Source organism: Tateyamaria sp., assembly GCF_039945315.1.
In the GTDB taxonomy this organism is placed as follows: Bacteria; Pseudomonadota; Alphaproteobacteria; order Rhodobacterales; family Rhodobacteraceae; genus Tateyamaria.
The window spans coordinates 183388-203032 of record NZ_JBDUXB010000038.1 but is presented as its reverse complement, the minus strand read 5'-3'; the positions used below and the strand labels follow the sequence as shown (position 1 = coordinate 203032).

Here is a 19645-nt window from a genome sequence, read left to right as displayed (position 1 = left end):
GTGCGCCAAGGCCCCAATCTCAAGCATATCGCTTATTCAACCATTTGGTTGATCTTAAGTACTGCGCAACGCCTGAGTATGGTCCAAAAGCCAGCGACGCACTGAGCGCACGGCCTTGCGCCTTCCCGCTTGGCCGCTGGTAAGCAAGTGAAACGAGCCCTGCCGAAAGCTCACATCGGACACCCGCACCAGACGCCCCGCCGCTTCGTCCAGATGGGTCCCGTCCGATGCACCAAGATACACGCCTGCCCCATGCACAGCCGCCTCCATCGCCAGTGCAGCACGCATCCGCCATGGGGGATCAGGCACCTCGACATCCCAACCCGCGCGCGCGGCCCAATCGATCCAGATGTTCGGACCGCGATCCCTCAGCAACGGCACACGGACCAGATCCTCAGGGCGCAGGATGTCGTCTTTCAGATAACCTGGCGCCGCAAAGGGATATATCGCGGCATCACTCAGCAAATCCGATGGCTCCTGTAAATGCCCCGTCTTGGCATAACGTATCGCAAGATCAGCCTCGTACCGATCCAGATCGGCCAACTCATTTGATCCTATCAGACGCAACTCGATCTCAGGCAAGTCCGCCTGAAACTTCGACAACAGCGGAACAACAATCTTGGCGGCGAAGACAGGTTCGCTGTTCACAACCACCCGGCCCGAAGGCGTGTCGGCCAACCCTTCGGTGGCCTCACCAATGACGTCGAAGGCCGGCGTGATCCGGCCCAGATAGTGCCCCCCTTCCGCAGTCAGTGCCACGCCCCGCGAGGCATCGCGAAACAATTGAACACCCAGTCGCGCCTCAAGACCCCGCACATGGCGGCTGATCGCGGAATGACTGACACCCAATTCGTCAGCGGCACGGCTAAAGCTTTCGTGACGGGCGGCGGCCTGAAAGGCGCGCAAGGCATTCAGGTTTGGCAATGTACGCGACATGGAGGAATTGTGCATTTTTTGCACAAGTAATGTCAAAGAACTGAGTTTGTGGCAGTCCATTTTTTCTGGCAAATATGTTCGCACAACTCATATTCGTTGAGGTTACCCATGCAACTGATCCACACCAACGCGCCTTTGCGCGCACTGAACACTTGTGCAAAAATCTTCCGCCATGCGTCGTCAAAGGAGGCGATCGAAGGTACCGCACTGCCCCCGCTTACTGCCCATATCGCCCGCGATATCGGGTTGAGCCCAAGCGAACTGGAGCAGATGCGTCATCGCTGGCCCTCACAATCGACACGCCATCCCTACCTTTGAACACTTTTCACCGGCGCCATGCCCTCGTATGACAGGGCATGGCAGACACGCTCGACACCACCTTTTCCGCCCTTGCAGACCCTACGCGCCGCGCGATCCTGTCGATGCTGCTTGAGGATGACATGGCTGTCACGGACGTCGCCGAACCGTTCGAGATGTCGCTGGCGGCAATTTCCAAACATCTGACAATCCTGACCCGCGCCGGGCTGATCGCGCAGGAGAAACGAGGCAGGGTCAAGTGGTGCAAGCTGCAACCGGACGCGATGCGTGCGGCCAGCGTATGGATGCAAGGATTTGGCCAGTTTGAACCGGTCAATCTGGATGCATTCGAACGGTTTCTCGCCAATGAGCTGCCTGGGGCTGATCAACCCTGAAAGGCGGTCATACATGGACAGACCAACCAGGGTCACAAACCGTCCTTTGCGATCGACGTTCATATAACACTGTCATGCCGTCACCTCATCGTCTCGCAGCAGCATCACCAGTGCAATGATGGTCAGCACCACGCCTCCAAATACGAGAGGACGTGGCACACCATTTCCAAGGGCGACTTCCCAAAGGATCACCCAACTGGGAGTGACGTAGGTATAGGCCATGACCTTGGCACTGGGCAGGCGCATCGTGGCGAATTGCAACAAGACAAAGGTCGCCGCCGAGGCAAATACAGCAATATAAACCAACGTCACCCAAACGATCGCTGGCAACCCAGCCCAATCAGTCGCCCGGATGTCGGACCAACCGTAAATGGTCAGCAGCAGCGCGCCTGCCACCAGCATGCCAAACGTGAACACCACGGCCGGTTCACCGCGGTTCAGCTTGCGGACCATTGGGGTGTAGATAGCGTGGCTGAGGCACCCAAAGAAATAGATGACCTCGCCCTTCCCGACCTCAAAAGCGAGCAGCGCCGCCACATCCGCGCGGAATATGACCCAGAGCGCACCCGCGCCCCCAATGGCCAGTGCAAGTGCCATGCGGGGTGTGGTGATCTGGCGAAGCAACCACCAGCCAAAAAACCCAGACATCAGAGGGGTCAGGGTGAACACCGCCGCCGCACTTACCGGCGGAGCGGTCTTTAACCCCTCAAACATCAGAACAAAGTAGACAGAAAACAGCCCGCCCAAAACCAGATAACGCCAGGGCGCAGCAAGTGCGGCGCGCGTCATCCCACCCGTGGCCAGAACCGCAACCCCAATGATGCACGCGGCCAAAGCAAAGCGAAGCGCGTTCAGGGCAGCGGGATCAATCTCGTTGGCGACCAGAGCGCCAAGGGAAAACGACCCCGCCACAAGGGCCGAGAATGTAAGCATGGCCGCATGTCCACGCAAAGCAGGGCTCAAAACGCGGCCCTCACAGCACCTTCCAGTCTTTGGACCTCTCTTTGAGAAAGGACAGGAACGCCTGCACTTTGTTGGTGCGATGCAGGTCGACATGGGTGACGAGCCACAAAGGCGCGGTCCAGTCTTCGCTCGGCTCCATGATCTCTACCAGGTCGGGGTTTGCGCGGGCCTCAAGCACAGGCAGAAATCCAACCCCCGCCCCGGCCAACACCGCCTGTTCGAGCGCGCGCACGTCCGTTGAGCGGAAGGTGATCGTGTCCTCGGACACCTGAGAACGCAGCCATTTGTGAAAAGGCGCGCGGCTGTCGGCAGCGTCATGGCCGACAAAGCGGTGACCACTGGTATCGCCAGACAAATCCGGGAGGCCATGGCGCTCCACATAGCCTTTCGTGGCAAAAAGCCCCACGGTCAAACGCACGAACGGCTGCACTACATTGTCCGGCTGATCCGGTGCATTCCCCGCCCGGATCGCCACATGTGCCTCTCCGTATTCAAGGCGGAACAGACGATCCCCAGTCAGATAACGCACAATGACATCCGGATGTTCTTGCTGAAATGCGGTCAGAACAGGGGCCAGTCGCGGGGCCATGGTCACGAGCGACGTGACAACCAACTCGCCCGACACTTCGGTTCCACGCCCCTTGATACGACCCACCAACTGACCAAACTGATCATCTGTGGCCTGCGCTACCCGAAACAGGTCATCCCCCGCCTCAGTCGGGGTGTACCCACGAGCGTGGCGTTGAAAGAGTTTGACCCCCAACCGGCCCTCCAGCGCGTCGATATGACGGATCACGGTGGCATGGTGAACGCCCAAAACCTCTGCCGCGCCACTGACCGTGCCCATGCGGGCCACTTGGTAGGCTGTCTTGATTTCGTCCCAGTTATCCATGCCGTCCCTATTGTGCATTTGTAAACACGTGGTGTTGATTTTCACTAATTGCGTTCGAATTTGCAAGGCCCAATTGTAAGGGCAGACACCAAAAGCCTCTCCTATAAAAGGACCAGAACATGACCACCCTGCACATCGACAGCTCAGCCCGTTTCCAAGGCTCTGTGACCCGCGACCTTTCTGCCCAGATCGTTAGCAAATTCGCAGGCCTCGTGATCCGCCGGGATCTGAGCGAAGCACTGCCCCAGATCACCGAAAACTGGGTCAACGCCAACTTCACACCAGCAGATCAGCGTGATGCCACACAGATCGACACGCTGGCCCTATCAGATCAATTGGTCGGCGAGCTTAAAGAGGCGGAAACGATTGTGATCGGCGTGCCGGTCTACAACTTTGGCATTCCGGCCGCCCTCAAGGCATGGGTCGATCTGGTCGCGCGCGCTGGTGTGACCTTCAAGTACAGCGAATCCGGCCCAGTTGGCCTGCTCGAAGGCAAACGCGTCATTCTGGCAGTTGCCACCGGAGGCACGCCCGTGGGCAGCGAAATCGACTTTGCCACTGGCTACATGAAACATGTGCTCGGCTTTATCGGTATTACGAATGTGCAGATCATCGCCGCCGACCGGGTCATGGCGCAAGGCGAAGAGGCCATCGCTGGTGCCAAGGCCGATATCCAGAAACTGGCGGCTTAAGTCACCCGCTTTCTCTACCAAAGCCCACCACTCAGCCCCCTTTGACCCAAGTCAGAGGGGGTTTCTCGTTGTGAGGCACGAAGATGCCTCGCTGTCATCTGGACGCCCCATGAGGTCCGCGCCTAGAATTGGGTCATGACCGTTCTGCGCAACCTGCCCTCACAATTGATCCTTGCGCACGCCCCATGGCTGCTGGGCGGAGGGCTGATTGTTTGCATCGTGGCCTGCGCGGCTGCGGGTCTCGCCCTGATCGCACAAGGTGAAATCGTTGGACTTGCCACGGTGCTTGCGGGAGCGGGCGTTCCGCTTGGCATCTTTGCTCTGGCCATCAAGCGGGATCAGGTGATTTTTGATGCCAGCGCGGGCACAGCCACCGTTCAACGGCGCACGCTGCTGCGGTATTGCAGTGCTACTTATCCGCTCGCCACTGTACGCCGCGCAGAGGTCGAGGAATTTTCAGACACCGCTCGCGCCACGCTGACATTTAATGACACGACTGCGGCCTATCCACTGGTCGAAGCTTATGTGTCTGGCAACGGTCCGCGGCAGGCGGCGGATGCTATCAACGATTGGCTGCGCAGCTATCGGCGGGAGTCGGCCTAAGGCCGGACACTAAACCTCGTCCTTCGCCCCGACGATCAACGCGCGCAGCCCGGGCGTGATACCAACCTGTTTAGAAAAACCTTGCGCTGGATTTTGAATAATATCCGGCACCTGCGTGTTTCCTTTTCACAACGACATTTTGAACACTGGATACATGAGACGCCCAACCCCGCATCAAAGGGAGTAGCTGGTTATGAAAAGGTTGTCTAATTTGTATCTGGACCCGCTCTTGGCCCGAATCCCGTCAGCTGATTTCTTCAGGAATCCGTCCAGCTCCTTTTGCGTTTCTTTGGGCACCTTTTCGCCCTTAGCGGCCTTCCAGATGCCGGACAGGCGTTTTTCGAAAGCCGCGCGTTCCTTTTGCAGTTCCTTTTGCAACGGTGACATCCGCGCCTCGATCATGGCGCGTGCCTCTTTGGTCTTGCACAGATTCTTCGCGGCCAGCAAATCAGTGGCAACATTGTACTTAGGCGCGTTCTTCTTGGCGAAACTGGCTGCTTCCTGAGCGCTCGACTTGATAAGATCTTTGTAATTCAAACTCATTTTTAACCTCTTCGGATTTACCTGAAATATACGCGGCTGCATTGGCGCGACCGTCCGGCAAGACAGGTCATCCGCTTAGACAGCGCTGCGTTCACCGCACTGGCTAAGGGCGCTCGATTTCCATCCATTTGAAATCGCCCGGCTTGGTGTTGATTTTGGGTTTGTCGCCCGTTTTGGATTTCATTGAGTCCGCGGACTTCTTCATCAGGTCATCCAGCTTTTTCTGAGCATCTTTAGGTACTTTTTCGCCCTTCGCTGCTTTCCAGATTCCCGACATTTTCTTGTCATAGGCATCCGTTTCCCTGCGCAACTCTTTATCAAGCGGAAACAGCAAGTCCCCGATGATGGCGGCCGCGGCAGCGGTCTTACACTGATCCCGCGCTGCTCTGAGATCGGAAATCACCGCATATCTGTTGGAGTTTCGCTTGGCGAAGGCGGCAGTTTCCTTACCGCTCTGCTTAATCATTTCCGTAAAATCCATCTTACAAAAGCCTTGTCTGGTGCGTTCAAAAAGCACGTATGTGAAATAGTTTGAACCCAAGCGGGTGACTGGTCAGCAGACTGGCGATCAAGGCCTGTTATGACAAGGCTGAAAGACCGCAAACGCCTGACTAGCAAGGACTCGCCGACAACACATGCCGGCTCCACGGCCCTTGACTCATACCCATCAACACCGTAATCGCCCCGCAATACCCGGAAGCATCAAACTTCCGGTCCCTTGGGATTGGCCCGGGATCGACCTCCGTCAGCGCGTTGCGCCCACGGGGGTGATTTTCGTTTTGCCCGTTACCTTCGGAAAATCACCGCCCGACCTTACCTGTCAGGCAAACGTCAACGGTCGCACAAGGAGCATGGCCCATGTTTGAAAATCTATCCGAACGCCTCTCCGGTGTCTTTGACCGCCTGACGAAACAGGGCGCGCTGTCCGAGGACGATGTCAAAACCGCCTTGCGCGAAGTGCGCGTGGCATTGCTGGAGGCGGACGTATCGCTGCCTGTCGCCCGCGACTTTGTCAAAGCGGTGCAAGACAAAGCGACCGGTCAGGCCGTCACCAAATCGGTCACACCCGGTCAGCAGGTCGTCAAGATCGTGCACGACGCGTTGATCGACACCCTGACGGGCGAAGGCGAACCGGGTGCCCTGCGCATCGACAGCCCGCCTGCCCCGATCCTTATGGTCGGCCTGCAAGGTGGCGGTAAAACGACAACCACCGCCAAACTCGCCAAGCGCCTCACCGACCGCGACGGCAAGCGCGTGCTCATGGCGTCGCTGGATGTCAACCGCCCTGCGGCGATGGAACAACTTGCCATCCTCGGCACGCAAATCGGCGTCGACACCCTGCCCATCGTCAAAGGCGAAAACCCAGTCCAGATCGCCAAGCGGGCCAAGACCCAGGCGAGCATGGGCGGTTATGACGTCTATATGCTCGACACCGCCGGGCGGCTCTCTATCGACGAAGAGTTGATGACGCAGGTCGAACAGGTCCGCGACGTGGCCAACCCACGCGAAACCCTGCTGGTGGTCGATGGCCTGACCGGTCAGGACGCCGTGCACACCGCGCAAAACTTTGACGAGCGCATCGGCATTACCGGCGTGGTCCTGACCCGGATGGACGGCGACGGGCGCGGCGGTGCGGCCCTGTCCATGCGCGCGGTCACCGGCAAGCCAATCAAATTCGTCGGCCTTGGCGAAAAGATGGACGCGCTTGAGACGTTTGAACCCGACCGGATCGCTGGCCGCATCCTCGGCATGGGCGACATCGTGGCCCTCGTCGAAAAGGCGCAGGAAACCATCGAGGCCGAACAGGCCGAGCGCATGATGAAGCGCATGGCCAAGGGTCAGTTCAACATGAACGACCTGCGCATGCAGCTCGAACAGATGCTCAAGATGGGCGGCATGGAAGGCATGATGGGCATGATGCCCGGCATGGGTAAAATGGCCGCTCAGGTCAAAAACGCAGGCTTTGACGACAAAATCCTGAAACAGCAGATCGCCATGATCGGCTCCATGACCAAGAAAGAGCGCGCCGCGCCACAAATCTTGCAAGCCTCCCGCAAGAAACGGATTGCGCGCGGGTCTGGCATGGAAGTCTCTGACCTCAACAAGCTTCTCAAAATGCACCGTCAGATGTCAGACATGATGAAAAAGCTCGGCAAGGGCAAAGGCGGCATGATGAAACAGGCCATGAAAGCCATGATGGGTGGCAAAGGTGGCATGCCCGGCGGGATGCCTGCCGATATGGACCCCAAACAGCTTGAAGCGGCTGCCAAGCAACTTGGCGGCAAGATGCCCGGTTTGGGCGGCGGCATGGGCCTGCCCCCTGGCCTCTCTGGTTTTGGAAAGAAAAAGTGATCACGGCGCTCATCACATATGTGATCGACCCGGCCAAGGTCGATGCGTTCGAAGTCTACGCAAAGGCGTGGATTCATCTCGTCAATGCGATGGGCGGAACGCATCACGGCTATTTCCTGCCTTCGGAAGGGGCCAACAACAAGGCATGGGCCATGTTCTCTTTCCCGTCGCTCGCAGCCTACGAGATCTACCGCACAGAAATGGCGCAGGACGCCGAGTGCCAGCGCGCCTATGCGCATGCAAAAGACACCGGCTGCATTCTCAGCTTTGATCGTACCTTCACCCGCCCGGTTCTTGATGGCGCAACAGTCCAAGAGCTCGGCCTGTGATCGACATCCCCACCATAAACACTGAGAGGCTCACCCTGCGCGCACCATGTGCAGAGGACGTACCCGCATTTGTCGCGTTTTATGCAAGTGAGGCTGCGAGCTTTGTCGGCGGGCCGATGACCGAGGCCGAGACATGGCGTTACCTGTGTCAGGTAATCGGTCATTGGAGCATGCGCGGTTACGGACGCTGGATCGTGACACTGCGCGACGATGAAGCGCCCATAGGGCTTGTTGGCCTGCACAACCCGCTGGACTGGCCCGAAGCCGAAGTGGGCTGGTACATCTGGTCCGGCACCGGCAAAGGCTATGCCGTCGAGGCGGGTAAAGCGGCGCGAGCGCATGCCTATGACACGTTGGGATGGACCACCGTGGTCAGCATGATCGCGCATGGGAATGACGCCTCGGTCGGGGTGGCTATTTCGATGGGTGCCCAACGCGAGGAAGATTACCAACACCCCGTTTACGGCGCGATGGGCGTCTACCGCCATCCCGGTCCTGAGGCGCTGGCATGATCAGTTTGACCGGCACCCCAACATTGCAGACCGAGCGTCTGACCCTGCGTGCGCCACAGCCGCAGGACGCGGATGCCTTCATCGCGTTCTTTGCTAGCAAGCGTTCCCAGTTCGTAGGCGGCCCGATGACGGAGCGGCAGGCCTGGAACTTCTTTGGCACGGAATTCGGGCATTGGATGATGCGCGGTTTCGGGATGTTCACAGTCACCCGCCACGGAGATGACACGCCACTGGGCATTGTCGGGCACTGGTATCCCCGCACGTGGCCCGAGCGGGAAGTCGGCTGGGTCCTGTTCGATCCGGCAAGCGAAGGTCAGGGCATCGCATTTGAGGCGGCAAAGGCCTGCATTGCCCATGCGTGGGACACTCTGAAATGGGACACGATCGTCAGCTATATCGACCATGGTAACGACGCGTCTGTTGCCCTGGCCAAACGGCTTGGTGCGACACTGGACACAGATGCGCTCCCAACCAAACCCGAAGACCCTTGCTACGTTTATCGCCACCACAGGGGGGCGTTGGTATGAGCTCTCAACTGATCCCAACCATCGAAACCGGGCGACTTTCCTTGCGCGGACCCGTGGCCGAAGACTACCCGAACTTCAAGGCGACCTTTGCGTCCTACCGATCCCGCTTCATGGGCGGGCCGCTGAACACGTATGAAGCCTGGATGCTTTATGCCGCCGAAATGGGGCACTGGGACATCCGGGGCTTTGGAATGTGGATGATCCACGACAAAGACACAGACGAAACTTATGGCATGGCCGGTGGCTGGCAGCCCGCTGGTTGGCCCGAACGTGAAATCGCGTGGATCATCTGGCCAGACAAGGCGGGCAAAGGCTTTGCGCTCGAAGCGACACATGCCGTGCGCAAATACTACTACGCAAATGGCTGGGACACCGCTGTCAGCTATCTGGATCCAAAGAACCTCGACAGCGTCCGGCTGGCTGAACGGCTTGGCGCGAAAAAAGACGCCGATGCCCCCAGCATTGACGGTTCGGACGCCGTATATCGTCACCCGTCCCCGGCCCAGCTTGATGACACGCAACTGGCCCATGGGATCGAAATGGAAATCGGGCACTACGCCGATCCTCAATTCAAGCCGAAAGGATGGGCTCTTGACTGACGTCGTCTCCAAGGCCGCCGAAGTGCTGGCCGAACACCGCAGCAGCATCGACCGCCTCGATGCGATCCTGGTTTATACGCTGGGCGAGCGGTTCAAACACACGAAAGCCGTGGGGAAACTCAAGGCAGCACACGACCTTCCACCAAGCGATCCTGCCCGCGAGGCAGACCAGATTGCACGGCTCGAAGCTTTGGCAAAAGAGGCCAATCTCGACCCCGAATTTGCCAAGAAGTTCCTGAACTTCATCATCGCTGAAGTCATTCAGCATCACCAGAAACACCAGAAACACCAGAAACACCAAACGTAAGGTGCGTGTTCACACGCACCAACCCTAACAAACCAAAAGGAAATAAAACCATGGCTATGAAAATTCGTCTCGCCCGCGGCGGCTCCAAAAAGCGCCCCTTCTACCGTATCGTTGCCGCGGACAGCCGCATGCCACGCGACGGCCGCTACATCGAAAAGCTGGGCACGTATAACCCGCTGCTCGCCAAAGACAACGAAGAGCGCGTGAAGATGAACATCGAGCGCGTTCAGTACTGGCTTGGTGAAGGCGCACAGCCCACAGACCGTATCGCCCGCATGCTCGAAGCCGCAGGCGTAATGGAGAAGAAAGAGCGCGCGAATCTCAAAAAGGGTGAGCCCGGTAAAAAAGCACAAGAGCGCGCAGAAGAGAAAGCCGCCAAGGTTGCCGCAGCCGCCGAAGCCGCAGCAGCACCAGCCGAAGAAGCCCCTGCCGAAGAGGCTCCAGCGGAAGAAGCCGCAGCCGAGTAAGGCGCAGCGCAGCTCTGACCAAAAGGCCCGCCCCTGTCAGTCACGGGGGCGGGCTTTTCTTTGGCCTGCACCACGTGGCAGGCTGACGGGCCAAAGGGCAGGTTTAAGCCCATTTCTGAATATGCTGCACGTCGTCGAGCAGCTGGAATGCGCTGGAAGCGGACTTTGCAAACTTTCGTCGAATGGCCGCTTAGTCCGGCGGACTCAACGGATCGACGCAACACTTCACTTTGGAAACAAGGATGGAGTGTTGGCATGGCTTATCGTCGTCGGATTTGTTTTACGGAGAAACAGAAGGCAGAGATTTGGGATTGCTGGCAGCGCGGGGAATCGATGAGCTTAATCGGTCGGTTGTTTGATCGAGGCTCGTCGTCGATCTATCCCCTGCTTGCGAGAACGGGTGGTATACGGCCACCAGAGCGGCGGCGATCACAGCGGGCGTTGACAACGGCAGCCTGAAGCGGGATGGGCTCGGTCAAATCAAGGATGCGATCTCGATCCGGGAACGCCCGGCCGCTGTCGAAGACCGCGCCATTCCCGGCCACTGGGAAGGTGACCTGATCGCCGGCTCAAACACCAGCTTCATCGCGACGCTGGTGGAGCGGCGCACGCGCTATGTCATGCTCGTGAAGGTGGGCGGGAAAGAAACGCAGACTGTCGTGGCTGCGCTGACCGCACAAATCCAACATCTGCCGAGAGAGCTTCGCCAGACGCTGACCTGGGACCGCGGCAAAGAGCTTGCCGATCACAAGAACCTGGTACTGGCCACCGATCTCGACATCTACTTCTGCGACCCGCACAGCCCGTGGCAACGCGGCACCAACGAGAAAACCAACCGTCTCCTGCGCCAGTACTTCCCAAAGGGCACCGACCTCTCAGTGCACAGCCAGGAACATCTCGACGCAGTTGCTAGTGAACTCAACGAGCGGCCGAGAAAGACGTTGCATTACTTCTCACCAGCAGAGACGTTCCATGAATGTGTTGCGGCGATCGGTTGAAACGGCAGCCCAAAGCGGACGTTCAATCAACAACTGCATGTCCCTGTTCGAGCGATTTAGTCTGGCTGTTTATAGCCAAGCTACGCCACGAAACGCATTTGGCGGGATGGCGGGATGACGGGATGACGGGATGACGGGATGACGGTTGAAATTGTCAAAAGAAAAAATTCAGGCAAGTACAGGGTTCTCCATTGCCAGCAGTCCTGAGCGATAAGAAGTGACCCTGCATTATCTGGGGCACTGCAATGTTCTACTCCGCCATCAAATTTCTGTACGGTTTTTGCGCCCGCCTTCGACGGCCCGAAACCAAAATTGTGTGGACCGTAGCCGGGACGCTCGGTATCATGGACTGCACTCTATCAGAGATTTAGAGACCGAACATGAACCGGTCGTACGCACAATCGGAAAGCTCAAAAACGGCGCCAGATGAGAATGTGGCGCGAGCTTTTCTGGAAGGTTTAACCGGCCCATCCAAGGGAAAAACATACTGGCTTTCCAGCGATGTTTTGTCGACCTTAGTCGGCTCTGACAGAGTATTGCATATCAACACAGGCACAACGCAAGCAGATGATCTGGACCTGTTGGCAGTCCTGAAGTGGGATCGTGATACCTATTCAATCGAGGGGGTTGGTGGCAAATCTGTTTGGGTAAACGGGCACCGAATAGACGCAGTTCACCTGATGCATGGCGACATGATCGAATTCGATGCGCATGGACCGATGGCGCGTTTTCGTTTGTGTGAGCAGGCATTTCCCAAAAGATGGCCCATCGACGAAATTGTCAGCGATGCCTGGACCTATGCACGTAGCAGCAGGCGTCCGTTGCCTCGCCGCATATCGTTCGCTGTGGGCGAGAGCTTCCGGCGAGCTGCTGTGCAAACGACTTACTACTTCCGGCTTTCGGTCATCATTGTCCTATGCTTGATCACTGCATTTGGGATTTATCTTTACCGAAGCGACCAGCAGATACAGCAGGCGTTGGAACGTGACGCGCACCGCATCGAAGCTGTTACAATCATGCTTGCGCAGACCCGTGACAATGCACTGTCGGAGGATGACTTGGTTGCACTACAGCAGACGCTTGAGAGTCGCCTAGAGCGAAACACGAGCCGGCTTGGAGTTCTTGAAGAACGCTCAGACGCAGCCGCGCGCGTTATCGCAGCGTCAGTTCCTTCCGTTGCATTCGTTCAAGGCGCCTTTGGTCTGAGGCATGTTGAAAGCGGTGAGATGTTGAAGCAGGTGCTAAGTCCAGACGGACGCCTGCTCAGAACACCATTTGGGCAGCCCAGGCTCGACCCTTTCGGCAATGGAATGCCTGGCGAGTTTCAGTTCACCGGCACAGGCTTTCTTTTGATGAACGGTCAGCACATCGTGACCAACAGACACGTTGCCTTACCTTGGACGAGCAAGGAACAGGCCCAAGCGTTTGAGGCATCCGGCCTCGTACCTGAAATGCTCAGGTTGGTCGTTTATTTCCCGGGGATCACAGGTCCAATCGAGGCAGAACTGGTTGGTCATAGCGAAACTGCGGATCTTGCGGTTTTGTCCATTGCACCGTCTCACATAGAAGGGCGTGGGCTTTCCCTGTCAGACAGTCCGACCCGCGTTGGAGAGGAAATTTACCTTTTGGGCTATCCAACCGGATTAAAAGCGCTTCTTGCCCAAGCTGGAAATGACTTTATCAGCTCAATCCGCACAGAGGGCGAAGTCGATTTTTGGATCATCGCAAGCCAACTGTCCAAGCAGAACCTCATCAATCCGCTTGCGAGCCAAGGGATCGTTGCCCAGGTGAGTATGGGTGCAGTCACTTACGATGCTGAGACCACCGTAGGCGGCAGCGGCGGCCCGGCATTGAACCGGCATGGCCATGTGGTGGCTGTAAACGCCGCCATCCTGCCAAACTTCGGTGGATCAAACATAGGGGTGCCGGTCGCGCATCTGGACCAGCTCTTAAACGATGCCACCAACAAATAGAACGAAGCCTATTCCTTGGTGCGCAGGCGTGACTGCTGGGCAACGAAGATGGTGATCAGCGGCAATGCTACCGTGAGACTCCCCACTGTGATCAGCAGTTGTCCCAACTGGCTGTAATCTGCGATCGACAGAACCTCTCCGGTTGCCGGATCAACAGAGGATCGGGTGATGACAAAGACCTCGTTGAGGTATTTCGAGCCAAGACTGCTGGCGGATAACGCCATATTGGTAAAAGAGGCCATGACGGCGAAAAAAGTAGCTTTCAGGTGCGGCGGTGCGTTTCGCGCGATCCAGGCCAGCATCGGCACCATGGCGACCTGGCCAAGAGGCGACTCGATGGCGGTATCGAGAATTGCAATGAACCTTGCGTCCACGACCCCCCCTGTGTGCGCAGCTGTCCATTCGTGCACTCCGTAATAGAGCGCGAGGTTGGGGAGCGATAAAACCCCTGCAGCGAGCGTCAGAACAAACACGACATAAGCAATGGACTTGCGGGCCATCAACGGCCGAAGAACGATCAACCCGATCAGGGCGAGAAGCGATGTGATAAAGGCCAAGATGGCGAGGAACTGTTCGTCAAAGCCCAACTCATCAATCTCGAACCAAGTAAGCCCTGGACCGGGCAAAGGCACAGCCCGAAAAACGAAGATAATGATGGCTGTCCCAATCAGTACATTTGCCTTTGCAGTTGGCAATTCCTTCATCAGTTGGGCAATGAGATAGGCGATGATGATGAACGACACCGAAAAAATCGCTTCCTGTGCGTAGTCAAAGGAGCTGGTGCCGAGCAGGATGCTGAAAATTACGAAGGCCAACCCACCACCCAGGATCGGCCAACTGACTTCCGTTTCGACCTCTGGGCCTTGCAGTGTCTGCCCACGTGACCTTTGTCGCCGCTGGATCACCGCGTGCAGGACCGTACCGCTCAATGACAGGACGGGAATGATAAGCGCGGTTAGATATACGTTTCCGTAAAGCCCCAGACGCGCTGCGTCGCTGATATCTTCGGTGCCAGAAAACACCCAGATGTTAACAGCAGCCACACTTGCAAACCCCGAAATAATAGCAATGCGCCCGAGAGTTTGCATCGTGGTATGCAGTGCGCGTGCGTCTTCTTCGCTGTACGGTTGGCCGTTCTCATCTTTCTGTGGCACCGCCTCGACTGTCATGGCGTCGGCGACCACGTCTTGGATGGCGTATCCGGACGGTGCCAACATCAAGGCAACCACGTACCAAGTCGCCAATGGCATTATGTCGTCCATCTGCCCAGGCGCCGAGACCAGCGCATACATTATGAGCAAGGATCCCGTAATCAAAGATGCCCCAAGCAGGATCAGAAGAGCCTTCCACCGCCAGAACAGGTCGACCACATGTCCCATCGGCATCTTCAGTATCCACGGCAACCCCGCCCAGAAGGCCAATCCGGCAACAAAGGAAGCAGAAAGGTCCAGATATTCCTTGAGAAAGAAGGCGCCAACGACTGATGTCAGGCCGGAAACACCAGCAGCGAAATACACCATCAATGGCGGCAGGTAAGACCAGCGCATCTGTTTGGCCAGATCCAAGAAGGTAACCTGCCACCAAACGGTCAGCCAACCGTGTTCATTCTCTGAATTGCCGTTCTCAGTAGGGATGGCTGTCATATTCCTTGGTCATGATAGAACCTGCAGCAAAGAGTAAGAACCTGCTTAAACCTCGCTCTGCGATTGGGGAAGCACCGGTAAAAACGAGCAAGAGTGGAGCCGCCAACACGGAGAGCGAAACAACTGTCAAAACAGTTGTCGATATGCCCATGTACAGCAGGGTTTTCCTTGATAAGTTTTGCAAACACGTCAGTCCAGCGACCTGGGTGTCGGGCAGTGTGCTGCGGTTGCAATTCCAAAGTGTCTGCCAGACTGTTCCATGTTCATCACTTTGAAGCAGGCGGTGGTGCCTCAGATAGCGGTGCGTCACAGCATCTGTGATTCTGCACCACTCTGACCCGCTTGCGGACACCGTACCCGTGGAAGCTTCTGAACTCCGGCACATGCTAAACCTTAAACCGTTTCCGCTTTCATGAGTTCGCGCATCAATTCCTCGCGTTCCTCCAACAGATCTAGCACCATCGCAATGCCCGGGGTGTTCAATCCCAGATCGCGTTGCAATCGACGTGCTTTCTTTGCCCTGACGATGTTTATGCCGTAAAAGTTCCATTCCTCAAAGGAGTTGCCTCTGGGATCAAGCACACCGTGCTCGACAAGCTCGATCACCCAAGCTTCATTCACATTGCAAAAGCGGCAAAGTTCGACCGATGTCAGGCAGTCGAGTAATTCGCTGTTAGCGCGTGCTTTTTTCATTCCCTATCCTCCCATTGCGCGGCGTGGATTAAATGCCGTCTCCTGCGCCATCGCTTCATAGAGTTCGGCCTCTTTTTTCGAGGCGACTGGCGGGTTCACGATGAGCAGTTTGGCGTAAAGATCACCTGGGGGCGAAGATGGCAGCCCCTTTCCTTTGAGCCGGAGTTTCTGGCCATTGCGCGCGTTTTTAGGGATCTTCAGATCGACCTTTCCGTCTGGCGTTGGCAATACAATTTTATGCCCCAGCGCGGCTTCCCAAGGTGTAACCGGCAGCTCCAGGTACAAGTCTCTGCCTTCGGGGCGATAGACCGGATGCGGCTCGAAATGGACTTCCAGAAACAGGTCTCCGATGGCATCAGACGCCTTGATACCTTCACCGCGCAGGCGGATGTTCTGCCCTTCTAAAATACCCTTCGGAATCCGAACTTCGATGTCACGCTCTGTGATGACGACTTCGCCGTTCTGCGTGATGTGTGGCACTTGCAGTGTCAGCTTGCGGGTAGCTCCGGTGTATGCCGCGTCCAGCGGCACATTTATGCGGGCATGTTGATCCGCAAACCTCCTGTTATTCCCAGCATTTGAAGTGTGGCGGTGGGCTCCCTGAAGGTTGCGCAGGATTTCTTCGAAATCACGCATGTCTCCAGCCCCCGGATGCGAGAACCCAAAGCCTCCCTCCCAATTGGGCGACGAAGAGAAGTCGGGCTGCGGTTCCGGCGCGTCATAGGCTGCACGCTTTTCTGGGTCCTTCAGAACATCATATGCTTCATTGACCTTTTTGAACGTTGCTTCGGCCTCTGGACCTTTCGCAACATCAGGATGGTATTTGCGCGCCAGCTTGCGAAACGCACGTTTGATCTCATCGTTGCTTGCCGTGCGCGATACGCCCAGAGTGTCGTAGTGGGTCGCTTGTGCCATCAGCTACCTTCTTTTGATATTGTGCCTTACTGGCCGGGATGCTCGCAGCGCGAGCCCCCGGCCACGACGTGGGTCAAAATTTTGAGATCGCGATCTTTTGCGACTTGTTCTTCTCTTCAAGAACCAGTCTCGGGACAGTCACTTCGAGGACTCCGTCTTTCATGGATGCCTGGGCTTTCCCCCCATCAGCATCCTCAGGCAATTGGAAACTTCTGCTGAAGGCTCCGTACTGCCGTTCGCTGAAATACCAAGTGTCGCCCTTCTGTTCGCTTTCAGTTTTCTTTTCGCCTCTGATGACCAGAGATCCGTTGTGAACCGAAAGGTCTACGTCGCTTTCCGATACGCCCGGAAGCTCCATGCTAATGGTATAAACGTCATCATTACTCGATGCGGCACTGGCTGGCTTCAGCCAATCCGCGACCCGATGCCCCAAGGTTCGCAGTGGTTCAAACAAGGGGTCGTAAAGCGAAGGCCAGCGGCCATATTCTGCGTTCTTCTCAACCATTAAATCCTCCTATTTTCATGACATGGCTCGAACCGATGCTGTGCTGGTGTTGCTTCTCCCAAAAGTCTGCACGCAACATCTTTTGGTCCCACTCAAGGTATCGGCTTTGTCAACTATAGGCGATTTTTCAACGCAACGAATTGACCCTGATCAAAGCTGGACAAGGTCGAATTCCGGTAAGCTGACAGGTAGGGCCAATTGCAGGGTGATAGATTGAAAAATACTTCGTTTCTGGACGCTCATACTCCGGCACATATAGCGGAACTGATTGAAGTCGCGGGTGTCAACAAAGCGAAACTGCCCGCAGCGCAGATGCTGGTACTTGCCGGCCTTGCAGGAGTTTTTATCGGTTTCGGAGCCGCCGCATACACCATGGTCATGACAGGAGTGGACCCGAGCTATGGCCCCGCAAGACTATTGGGCGGTATTGTCTTCGCTCTCGGCTTGATACTGGTTGTTGTCGGGGGCGCGGAGCTTTTTACGGGCAATGCTCTGATGGTCATGGCCGCTGTCGACAAACGCATCTCTGTCAGGCGTTTGGTTCGCAATTGGGTGGTCGTTTATCTCGGGAACCTGATAGGTGCGGCGGTGCTCGCCTTGTGTTTTGGTCTGTCGGGGATATTGGACCGACCGATGGGTGAGACGGCAGTGAGTATCGCCGACGCAAAGGGCGCACTTTCATTATCCGAGGCGTTCGTGAGAGGCATACTCTGTAACGCACTCGTGTGCCTTGCAATTTGGCTTGCATGCGCTGCGCGCACTGCTGCAGGCAAAATCCTCGCCATTCTTTGGCCAATTTCAGCATTCGTTCTGATGGGCCTCGAGCACTCAGTTGCGAATATGTACTTCTTCCCACAGGCTTGGGCTGCGGGTGGAACACTTCCGATGAGCGCTGCTCTGTTCAATGTGCTTTGGGTCACAATCGGTAACGTAGTCGGTGGCGGTCTGGGTGTCGCACTGGCCTACCGCTTTGCATATCTCGGCGCTAAAGCGGATTTGAGTTAATCGACCCAGCGGTTTGTTGATTCCAAAAATCGATCCGACGGAAAGTTGTGGACCGTGGTTAGAGAATTTGCGGCCGGGAGCGGAGAATAATCGAATGCCTCGCATCAAACGGATTTGCAGCCAAAAGACTGTTTGGGACCTGGCAGAATAGCTCACACTGGAGAGTGCCTTAGTAAGTTCATGGCCAAACTTCTATAGCGTGCTTTTCCCAAAAAAACCGGTTGTTAGAGCGAATTTCGCTCTAAGCTTGGACTGCGCTCCGTAAACAGCCCTTCCCGAAACACAGAAAATTCAACGCTTTCAGCGGCGTGGCCCGATGCTCGGATATTCGGCTGTTTGAAGCAGTCGTTGGACTACGAGGCCTGCTACAACCGCACTGAGCCCATTGCGCCGGTTTGTTGCCTTGCAGCGAATGTCCGATAAAGGGAGATCGACAAAACCAAGGCCGGGATTTCGCCCCGGAGCAGCCTGCCTTGCCGAAAGCGCGTGACGCTGGGCTGTCGAACTGCTTAAACTGATGCAACTCAGTCAATGAGGCAGTTCAAGAGAAAGGGAGATTTCAATGAAATTCCGAACTACGATTTCCACGCTCGCGTTGATCACAACCGCGAACACAGCATTTGCCGCCTGTGAAGAGGTCCGCTTTTCGGATGTCGGATGGACAGACATCACGGCGACCACCGCCGCGACATCCATCGTACTCGGAGCACTGGGGTATGACGCATCGACCGATATTCTGTCCGTGCCTGTGACCTATGCTTCCATGGCAGAGGGTGACATTGATATCTTCCTTGGCAACTGGATGCCGACAATGGAAGGCGATATCGCCACTTACCGCGAAGCTGGCACTGTAGATACTGTGCGTACAAACCTGACAGGCGCCAAGTACACGCTTGCCACCAATGCCGCTGGTGTTGCCGCAGGAATCACGGATTTCGCCTCAATTGCGACCGCTGCTGACGCCCTTGAGGGTAAGATCTACGGGATTGAAGCAGGCAATGACGGCAACCGTCTCATCCAAGACATGATCGACGGCGATGTTTTCGGCCTTTCGGATTTTGAAGTTGTTGAGTCGTCCGAACAAGGCATGTTGGCCCAAGTTGAACGCGCTGTTGATCGCGAAGAACCCATCGTCTTTCTTGGCTGGGAACCGCATCCGATGAACGCAAACTTTGACCTGACCTACTTGCCCGGTGGAGATGATTTCTTTGGCCCCGACTTGGGTGGTGCGACAGTTGCAACAAATACGCGGGCCGGTTACGTCAGCGAATGCCCGAATGTTGGCAAGCTGTTGATGAACCTCGAATTCACGCTCGCGTTGGAGAATGAGATTATGGGCGCAATCCTAAATGATGGTGTTGATCCAGAGGATGCCGCCAAAGCGTGGCTGGCCGCCAATACCGATACATGGATGGCGTGGGTCGAAGGAGTAACAACGCTGGATGGCGGCGATGCTGCCAGTGCCGTTAAGGCCGCGTTGAGCAACTAAAAGTAACGGG

At 56.5% G+C, this 19645-nt stretch carries 23 protein-coding genes and 1 pseudogene; 15 read left to right on the top strand and 9 right to left on the bottom strand.

Features of this window, described 5'->3' with window-relative positions; translation table 11 throughout:
- Window positions 1-54 precede the first annotated feature (54 nt).
- Window positions 55-936: a LysR family transcriptional regulator gene (locus ABJD00_RS12605; RefSeq protein WP_413833556.1), complete on the bottom strand. Its 882-nt coding sequence runs from the start codon at window positions 934-936 to the stop codon at window positions 55-57.
- A 108-nt stretch (window positions 937-1044) separates the two neighbouring features.
- Here ABJD00_RS12605 and ABJD00_RS12600 point away from each other — a divergent pair, with 108 nt between their 5' ends.
- Complete coding sequence (locus tag ABJD00_RS12600) at window positions 1045-1254, top strand: hypothetical protein (RefSeq protein WP_413833554.1); 210 nt, start codon at window positions 1045-1047, stop codon at window positions 1252-1254.
- A gap of 38 nt (window positions 1255-1292) precedes the next feature.
- The gene (locus tag ABJD00_RS12595) at window positions 1293-1628 is read left to right on the top strand and encodes an ArsR/SmtB family transcription factor (RefSeq protein WP_413833552.1); all 336 of its coding nucleotides are present in this window, start codon (window positions 1293-1295) and stop codon (window positions 1626-1628) included.
- Between the two features lie 72 nt (window positions 1629-1700).
- Here ABJD00_RS12595 and ABJD00_RS12590 read toward each other — a convergent pair whose 3' ends face one another.
- Window positions 1701-2591, bottom strand: a complete 891-nt coding sequence (locus tag ABJD00_RS12590) for a DMT family transporter (RefSeq protein ID WP_413833550.1) — start codon at window positions 2589-2591, stop codon at window positions 1701-1703.
- Window positions 2592-2601: 10 nt separating this feature from the next.
- Window positions 2602-3483 (bottom strand): LysR family transcriptional regulator, encoded by an 882-nt coding sequence (locus ABJD00_RS12585; RefSeq protein ID WP_108836721.1) that lies wholly within the window; start codon window positions 3481-3483, stop codon window positions 2602-2604.
- A 119-nt stretch (window positions 3484-3602) separates the two neighbouring features.
- On the opposite strand from ABJD00_RS12585, the gene ABJD00_RS12580 reads away from it, so the two are divergent.
- Together ABJD00_RS12580 and ABJD00_RS12575 are read left to right on the top strand one after the other, a co-directional pair.
- Complete coding sequence (locus ABJD00_RS12580) at window positions 3603-4175, top strand: FMN-dependent NADH-azoreductase (RefSeq protein WP_413833548.1); 573 nt, start codon at window positions 3603-3605, stop codon at window positions 4173-4175.
- Window positions 4176-4310: 135 nt separating this feature from the next.
- Entirely contained in the window at window positions 4311-4778 is a 468-nt protein-coding gene (locus ABJD00_RS12575) for a hypothetical protein (protein WP_413833546.1), read from the top strand.
- Between the two features lie 174 nt (window positions 4779-4952).
- Here ABJD00_RS12575 and ABJD00_RS12570 read toward each other — a convergent pair whose 3' ends face one another.
- Together ABJD00_RS12570 and ABJD00_RS12565 are read right to left on the bottom strand one after the other, a co-directional pair.
- Window positions 4953-5321 carry a hypothetical protein gene (locus ABJD00_RS12570; protein ID WP_413833544.1) on the bottom strand — a complete coding sequence of 123 codons (369 nt, stop codon included), beginning with the start codon at window positions 5319-5321 and terminating at the stop codon, window positions 4953-4955.
- A 103-nt stretch (window positions 5322-5424) separates the two neighbouring features.
- A complete protein-coding gene (locus ABJD00_RS12565; protein ID WP_413833542.1) occupies window positions 5425-5838 on the bottom strand; it encodes a hypothetical protein in 414 nt (137 codons plus the stop codon).
- Window positions 5839-6179: 341 nt separating this feature from the next.
- Between ABJD00_RS12565 and ffh the strand changes: the two genes are divergently transcribed.
- The 9 genes and pseudogenes from ffh to ABJD00_RS12520 all read left to right on the top strand — a co-directional run bounded on the left by ffh (window position 6180) and on the right by ABJD00_RS12520 (window position 13385).
- On the top strand, window positions 6180-7673 hold the full coding sequence (gene ffh / locus ABJD00_RS12560; protein ID WP_413833540.1) for a signal recognition particle protein: 1494 nt from the start codon (window positions 6180-6182) through the stop codon (window positions 7671-7673).
- Window positions 7670-8002, top strand: coding sequence for an NIPSNAP family protein (locus ABJD00_RS12555; protein WP_413833538.1), 333 nt, complete (start codon window positions 7670-7672; stop codon window positions 8000-8002). Before ffh ends, ABJD00_RS12555 begins: the two co-directional genes overlap by 4 nt.
- Entirely contained in the window at window positions 7999-8514 is a 516-nt protein-coding gene (locus tag ABJD00_RS12550; protein ID WP_413833536.1) for a GNAT family N-acetyltransferase, read from the top strand. The genes ABJD00_RS12555 and ABJD00_RS12550 overlap by 4 nt, the downstream gene beginning before the upstream one ends.
- Window positions 8511-9041: a GNAT family N-acetyltransferase gene (locus ABJD00_RS12545; protein ID WP_413833534.1), complete on the top strand. Its 531-nt coding sequence runs from the start codon at window positions 8511-8513 to the stop codon at window positions 9039-9041. Before ABJD00_RS12550 ends, ABJD00_RS12545 begins: the two co-directional genes overlap by 4 nt.
- On the top strand, window positions 9038-9640 hold the full coding sequence (locus ABJD00_RS12540; RefSeq protein ID WP_413833532.1) for a GNAT family N-acetyltransferase: 603 nt from the start codon (window positions 9038-9040) through the stop codon (window positions 9638-9640). The genes ABJD00_RS12545 and ABJD00_RS12540 overlap by 4 nt, the downstream gene beginning before the upstream one ends.
- Complete coding sequence (locus ABJD00_RS12535; protein ID WP_413833530.1) at window positions 9633-9947, top strand: chorismate mutase; 315 nt, start codon at window positions 9633-9635, stop codon at window positions 9945-9947. Before ABJD00_RS12540 ends, ABJD00_RS12535 begins: the two co-directional genes overlap by 8 nt.
- 50 nt (window positions 9948-9997) lie before the next feature.
- Window positions 9998-10414 carry a 30S ribosomal protein S16 gene (gene rpsP / locus ABJD00_RS12530; protein WP_413833528.1) on the top strand — a complete coding sequence of 139 codons (417 nt, stop codon included), beginning with the start codon at window positions 9998-10000 and terminating at the stop codon, window positions 10412-10414.
- A 458-nt stretch (window positions 10415-10872) separates the two neighbouring features.
- Window positions 10873-11412, top strand: a pseudogene (locus ABJD00_RS12525) (IS30 family transposase); the annotation flags it as partial.
- A 380-nt stretch (window positions 11413-11792) separates the two neighbouring features.
- Window positions 11793-13385 carry a trypsin-like peptidase domain-containing protein gene (locus ABJD00_RS12520; RefSeq protein WP_413833526.1) on the top strand — a complete coding sequence of 531 codons (1593 nt, stop codon included), beginning with the start codon at window positions 11793-11795 and terminating at the stop codon, window positions 13383-13385.
- Window positions 13386-13393: 8 nt separating this feature from the next.
- Here ABJD00_RS12520 and ABJD00_RS12515 read toward each other — a convergent pair whose 3' ends face one another.
- The 4 genes from ABJD00_RS12515 to ABJD00_RS12500 all read right to left on the bottom strand — a co-directional run bounded on the left by ABJD00_RS12515 (window position 13394) and on the right by ABJD00_RS12500 (window position 17141).
- Complete coding sequence (locus ABJD00_RS12515; RefSeq protein WP_413833524.1) at window positions 13394-15028, bottom strand: hypothetical protein; 1635 nt, start codon at window positions 15026-15028, stop codon at window positions 13394-13396.
- A gap of 393 nt (window positions 15029-15421) precedes the next feature.
- Complete coding sequence (locus ABJD00_RS12510) at window positions 15422-15721, bottom strand: chaperone modulator CbpM (protein ID WP_413833522.1); 300 nt, start codon at window positions 15719-15721, stop codon at window positions 15422-15424.
- Between the two features lie 3 nt (window positions 15722-15724).
- A complete protein-coding gene (locus ABJD00_RS12505) occupies window positions 15725-16636 on the bottom strand; it encodes a DnaJ C-terminal domain-containing protein (RefSeq protein WP_413833520.1) in 912 nt (303 codons plus the stop codon).
- 73 nt (window positions 16637-16709) lie between these two features.
- Entirely contained in the window at window positions 16710-17141 is a 432-nt protein-coding gene (locus ABJD00_RS12500) for an Hsp20/alpha crystallin family protein (protein ID WP_413833518.1), read from the bottom strand.
- A gap of 213 nt (window positions 17142-17354) precedes the next feature.
- Between ABJD00_RS12500 and ABJD00_RS12495 the strand changes: the two genes are divergently transcribed.
- Both ABJD00_RS12495 and choX read left to right on the top strand, forming a co-directional pair.
- Entirely contained in the window at window positions 17355-18146 is a 792-nt protein-coding gene (locus tag ABJD00_RS12495) for a formate/nitrite transporter family protein (protein ID WP_413833516.1), read from the top strand.
- Window positions 18147-18708: 562 nt separating this feature from the next.
- Window positions 18709-19635 (top strand): choline ABC transporter substrate-binding protein, encoded by a 927-nt coding sequence (choX, locus tag ABJD00_RS12490; RefSeq protein WP_413833514.1) that lies wholly within the window; start codon window positions 18709-18711, stop codon window positions 19633-19635.
- Window positions 19636-19645: the final 10 nt, after the last annotated feature.

Excerpts from the sequence above, each read along its gene's own strand:
- ABJD00_RS12605 (WP_413833556.1), bottom strand. The coding sequence starts at position 936 with ATGTCGCGTACATTGCCAAACCTGAATGCCTTGCGCGCCTTTCAGGCC.
- ABJD00_RS12600 (WP_413833554.1), top strand. The coding sequence starts at position 1,045 with ATGCAACTGATCCACACCAACGCGCCTTTGCGCGCACTGAACACTTGT.
- ABJD00_RS12595 (WP_413833552.1), top strand. The coding sequence starts at position 1,293 with ATGGCAGACACGCTCGACACCACCTTTTCCGCCCTTGCAGACCCTACG.
- ABJD00_RS12585 (WP_108836721.1), bottom strand. The coding sequence starts at position 3,483 with ATGGATAACTGGGACGAAATCAAGACAGCCTACCAAGTGGCCCGCATG.
- ABJD00_RS12580 (WP_413833548.1), top strand. The coding sequence starts at position 3,603 with ATGACCACCCTGCACATCGACAGCTCAGCCCGTTTCCAAGGCTCTGTG.
- ABJD00_RS12575 (WP_413833546.1), top strand. The coding sequence starts at position 4,311 with ATGACCGTTCTGCGCAACCTGCCCTCACAATTGATCCTTGCGCACGCC.
- ABJD00_RS12570 (WP_413833544.1), bottom strand. The coding sequence starts at position 5,321 with ATGAGTTTGAATTACAAAGATCTTATCAAGTCGAGCGCTCAGGAAGCA.
- ffh (WP_413833540.1), top strand. The coding sequence starts at position 6,180 with ATGTTTGAAAATCTATCCGAACGCCTCTCCGGTGTCTTTGACCGCCTG.
- ABJD00_RS12545 (WP_413833534.1), top strand. The coding sequence starts at position 8,511 with ATGATCAGTTTGACCGGCACCCCAACATTGCAGACCGAGCGTCTGACC.
- ABJD00_RS12540 (WP_413833532.1), top strand. The coding sequence starts at position 9,038 with ATGAGCTCTCAACTGATCCCAACCATCGAAACCGGGCGACTTTCCTTG.
- rpsP (WP_413833528.1), top strand. The coding sequence starts at position 9,998 with ATGGCTATGAAAATTCGTCTCGCCCGCGGCGGCTCCAAAAAGCGCCCC.
- ABJD00_RS12520 (WP_413833526.1), top strand. The coding sequence starts at position 11,793 with ATGAACCGGTCGTACGCACAATCGGAAAGCTCAAAAACGGCGCCAGAT.
- ABJD00_RS12515 (WP_413833524.1), bottom strand. The coding sequence starts at position 15,028 with ATGACAGCCATCCCTACTGAGAACGGCAATTCAGAGAATGAACACGGT.
- ABJD00_RS12510 (WP_413833522.1), bottom strand. The coding sequence starts at position 15,721 with ATGAAAAAAGCACGCGCTAACAGCGAATTACTCGACTGCCTGACATCG.
- ABJD00_RS12505 (WP_413833520.1), bottom strand. The coding sequence starts at position 16,636 with ATGGCACAAGCGACCCACTACGACACTCTGGGCGTATCGCGCACGGCA.
- ABJD00_RS12500 (WP_413833518.1), bottom strand. The coding sequence starts at position 17,141 with ATGGTTGAGAAGAACGCAGAATATGGCCGCTGGCCTTCGCTTTACGAC.
- choX (WP_413833514.1), top strand. The coding sequence starts at position 18,709 with ATGAAATTCCGAACTACGATTTCCACGCTCGCGTTGATCACAACCGCG.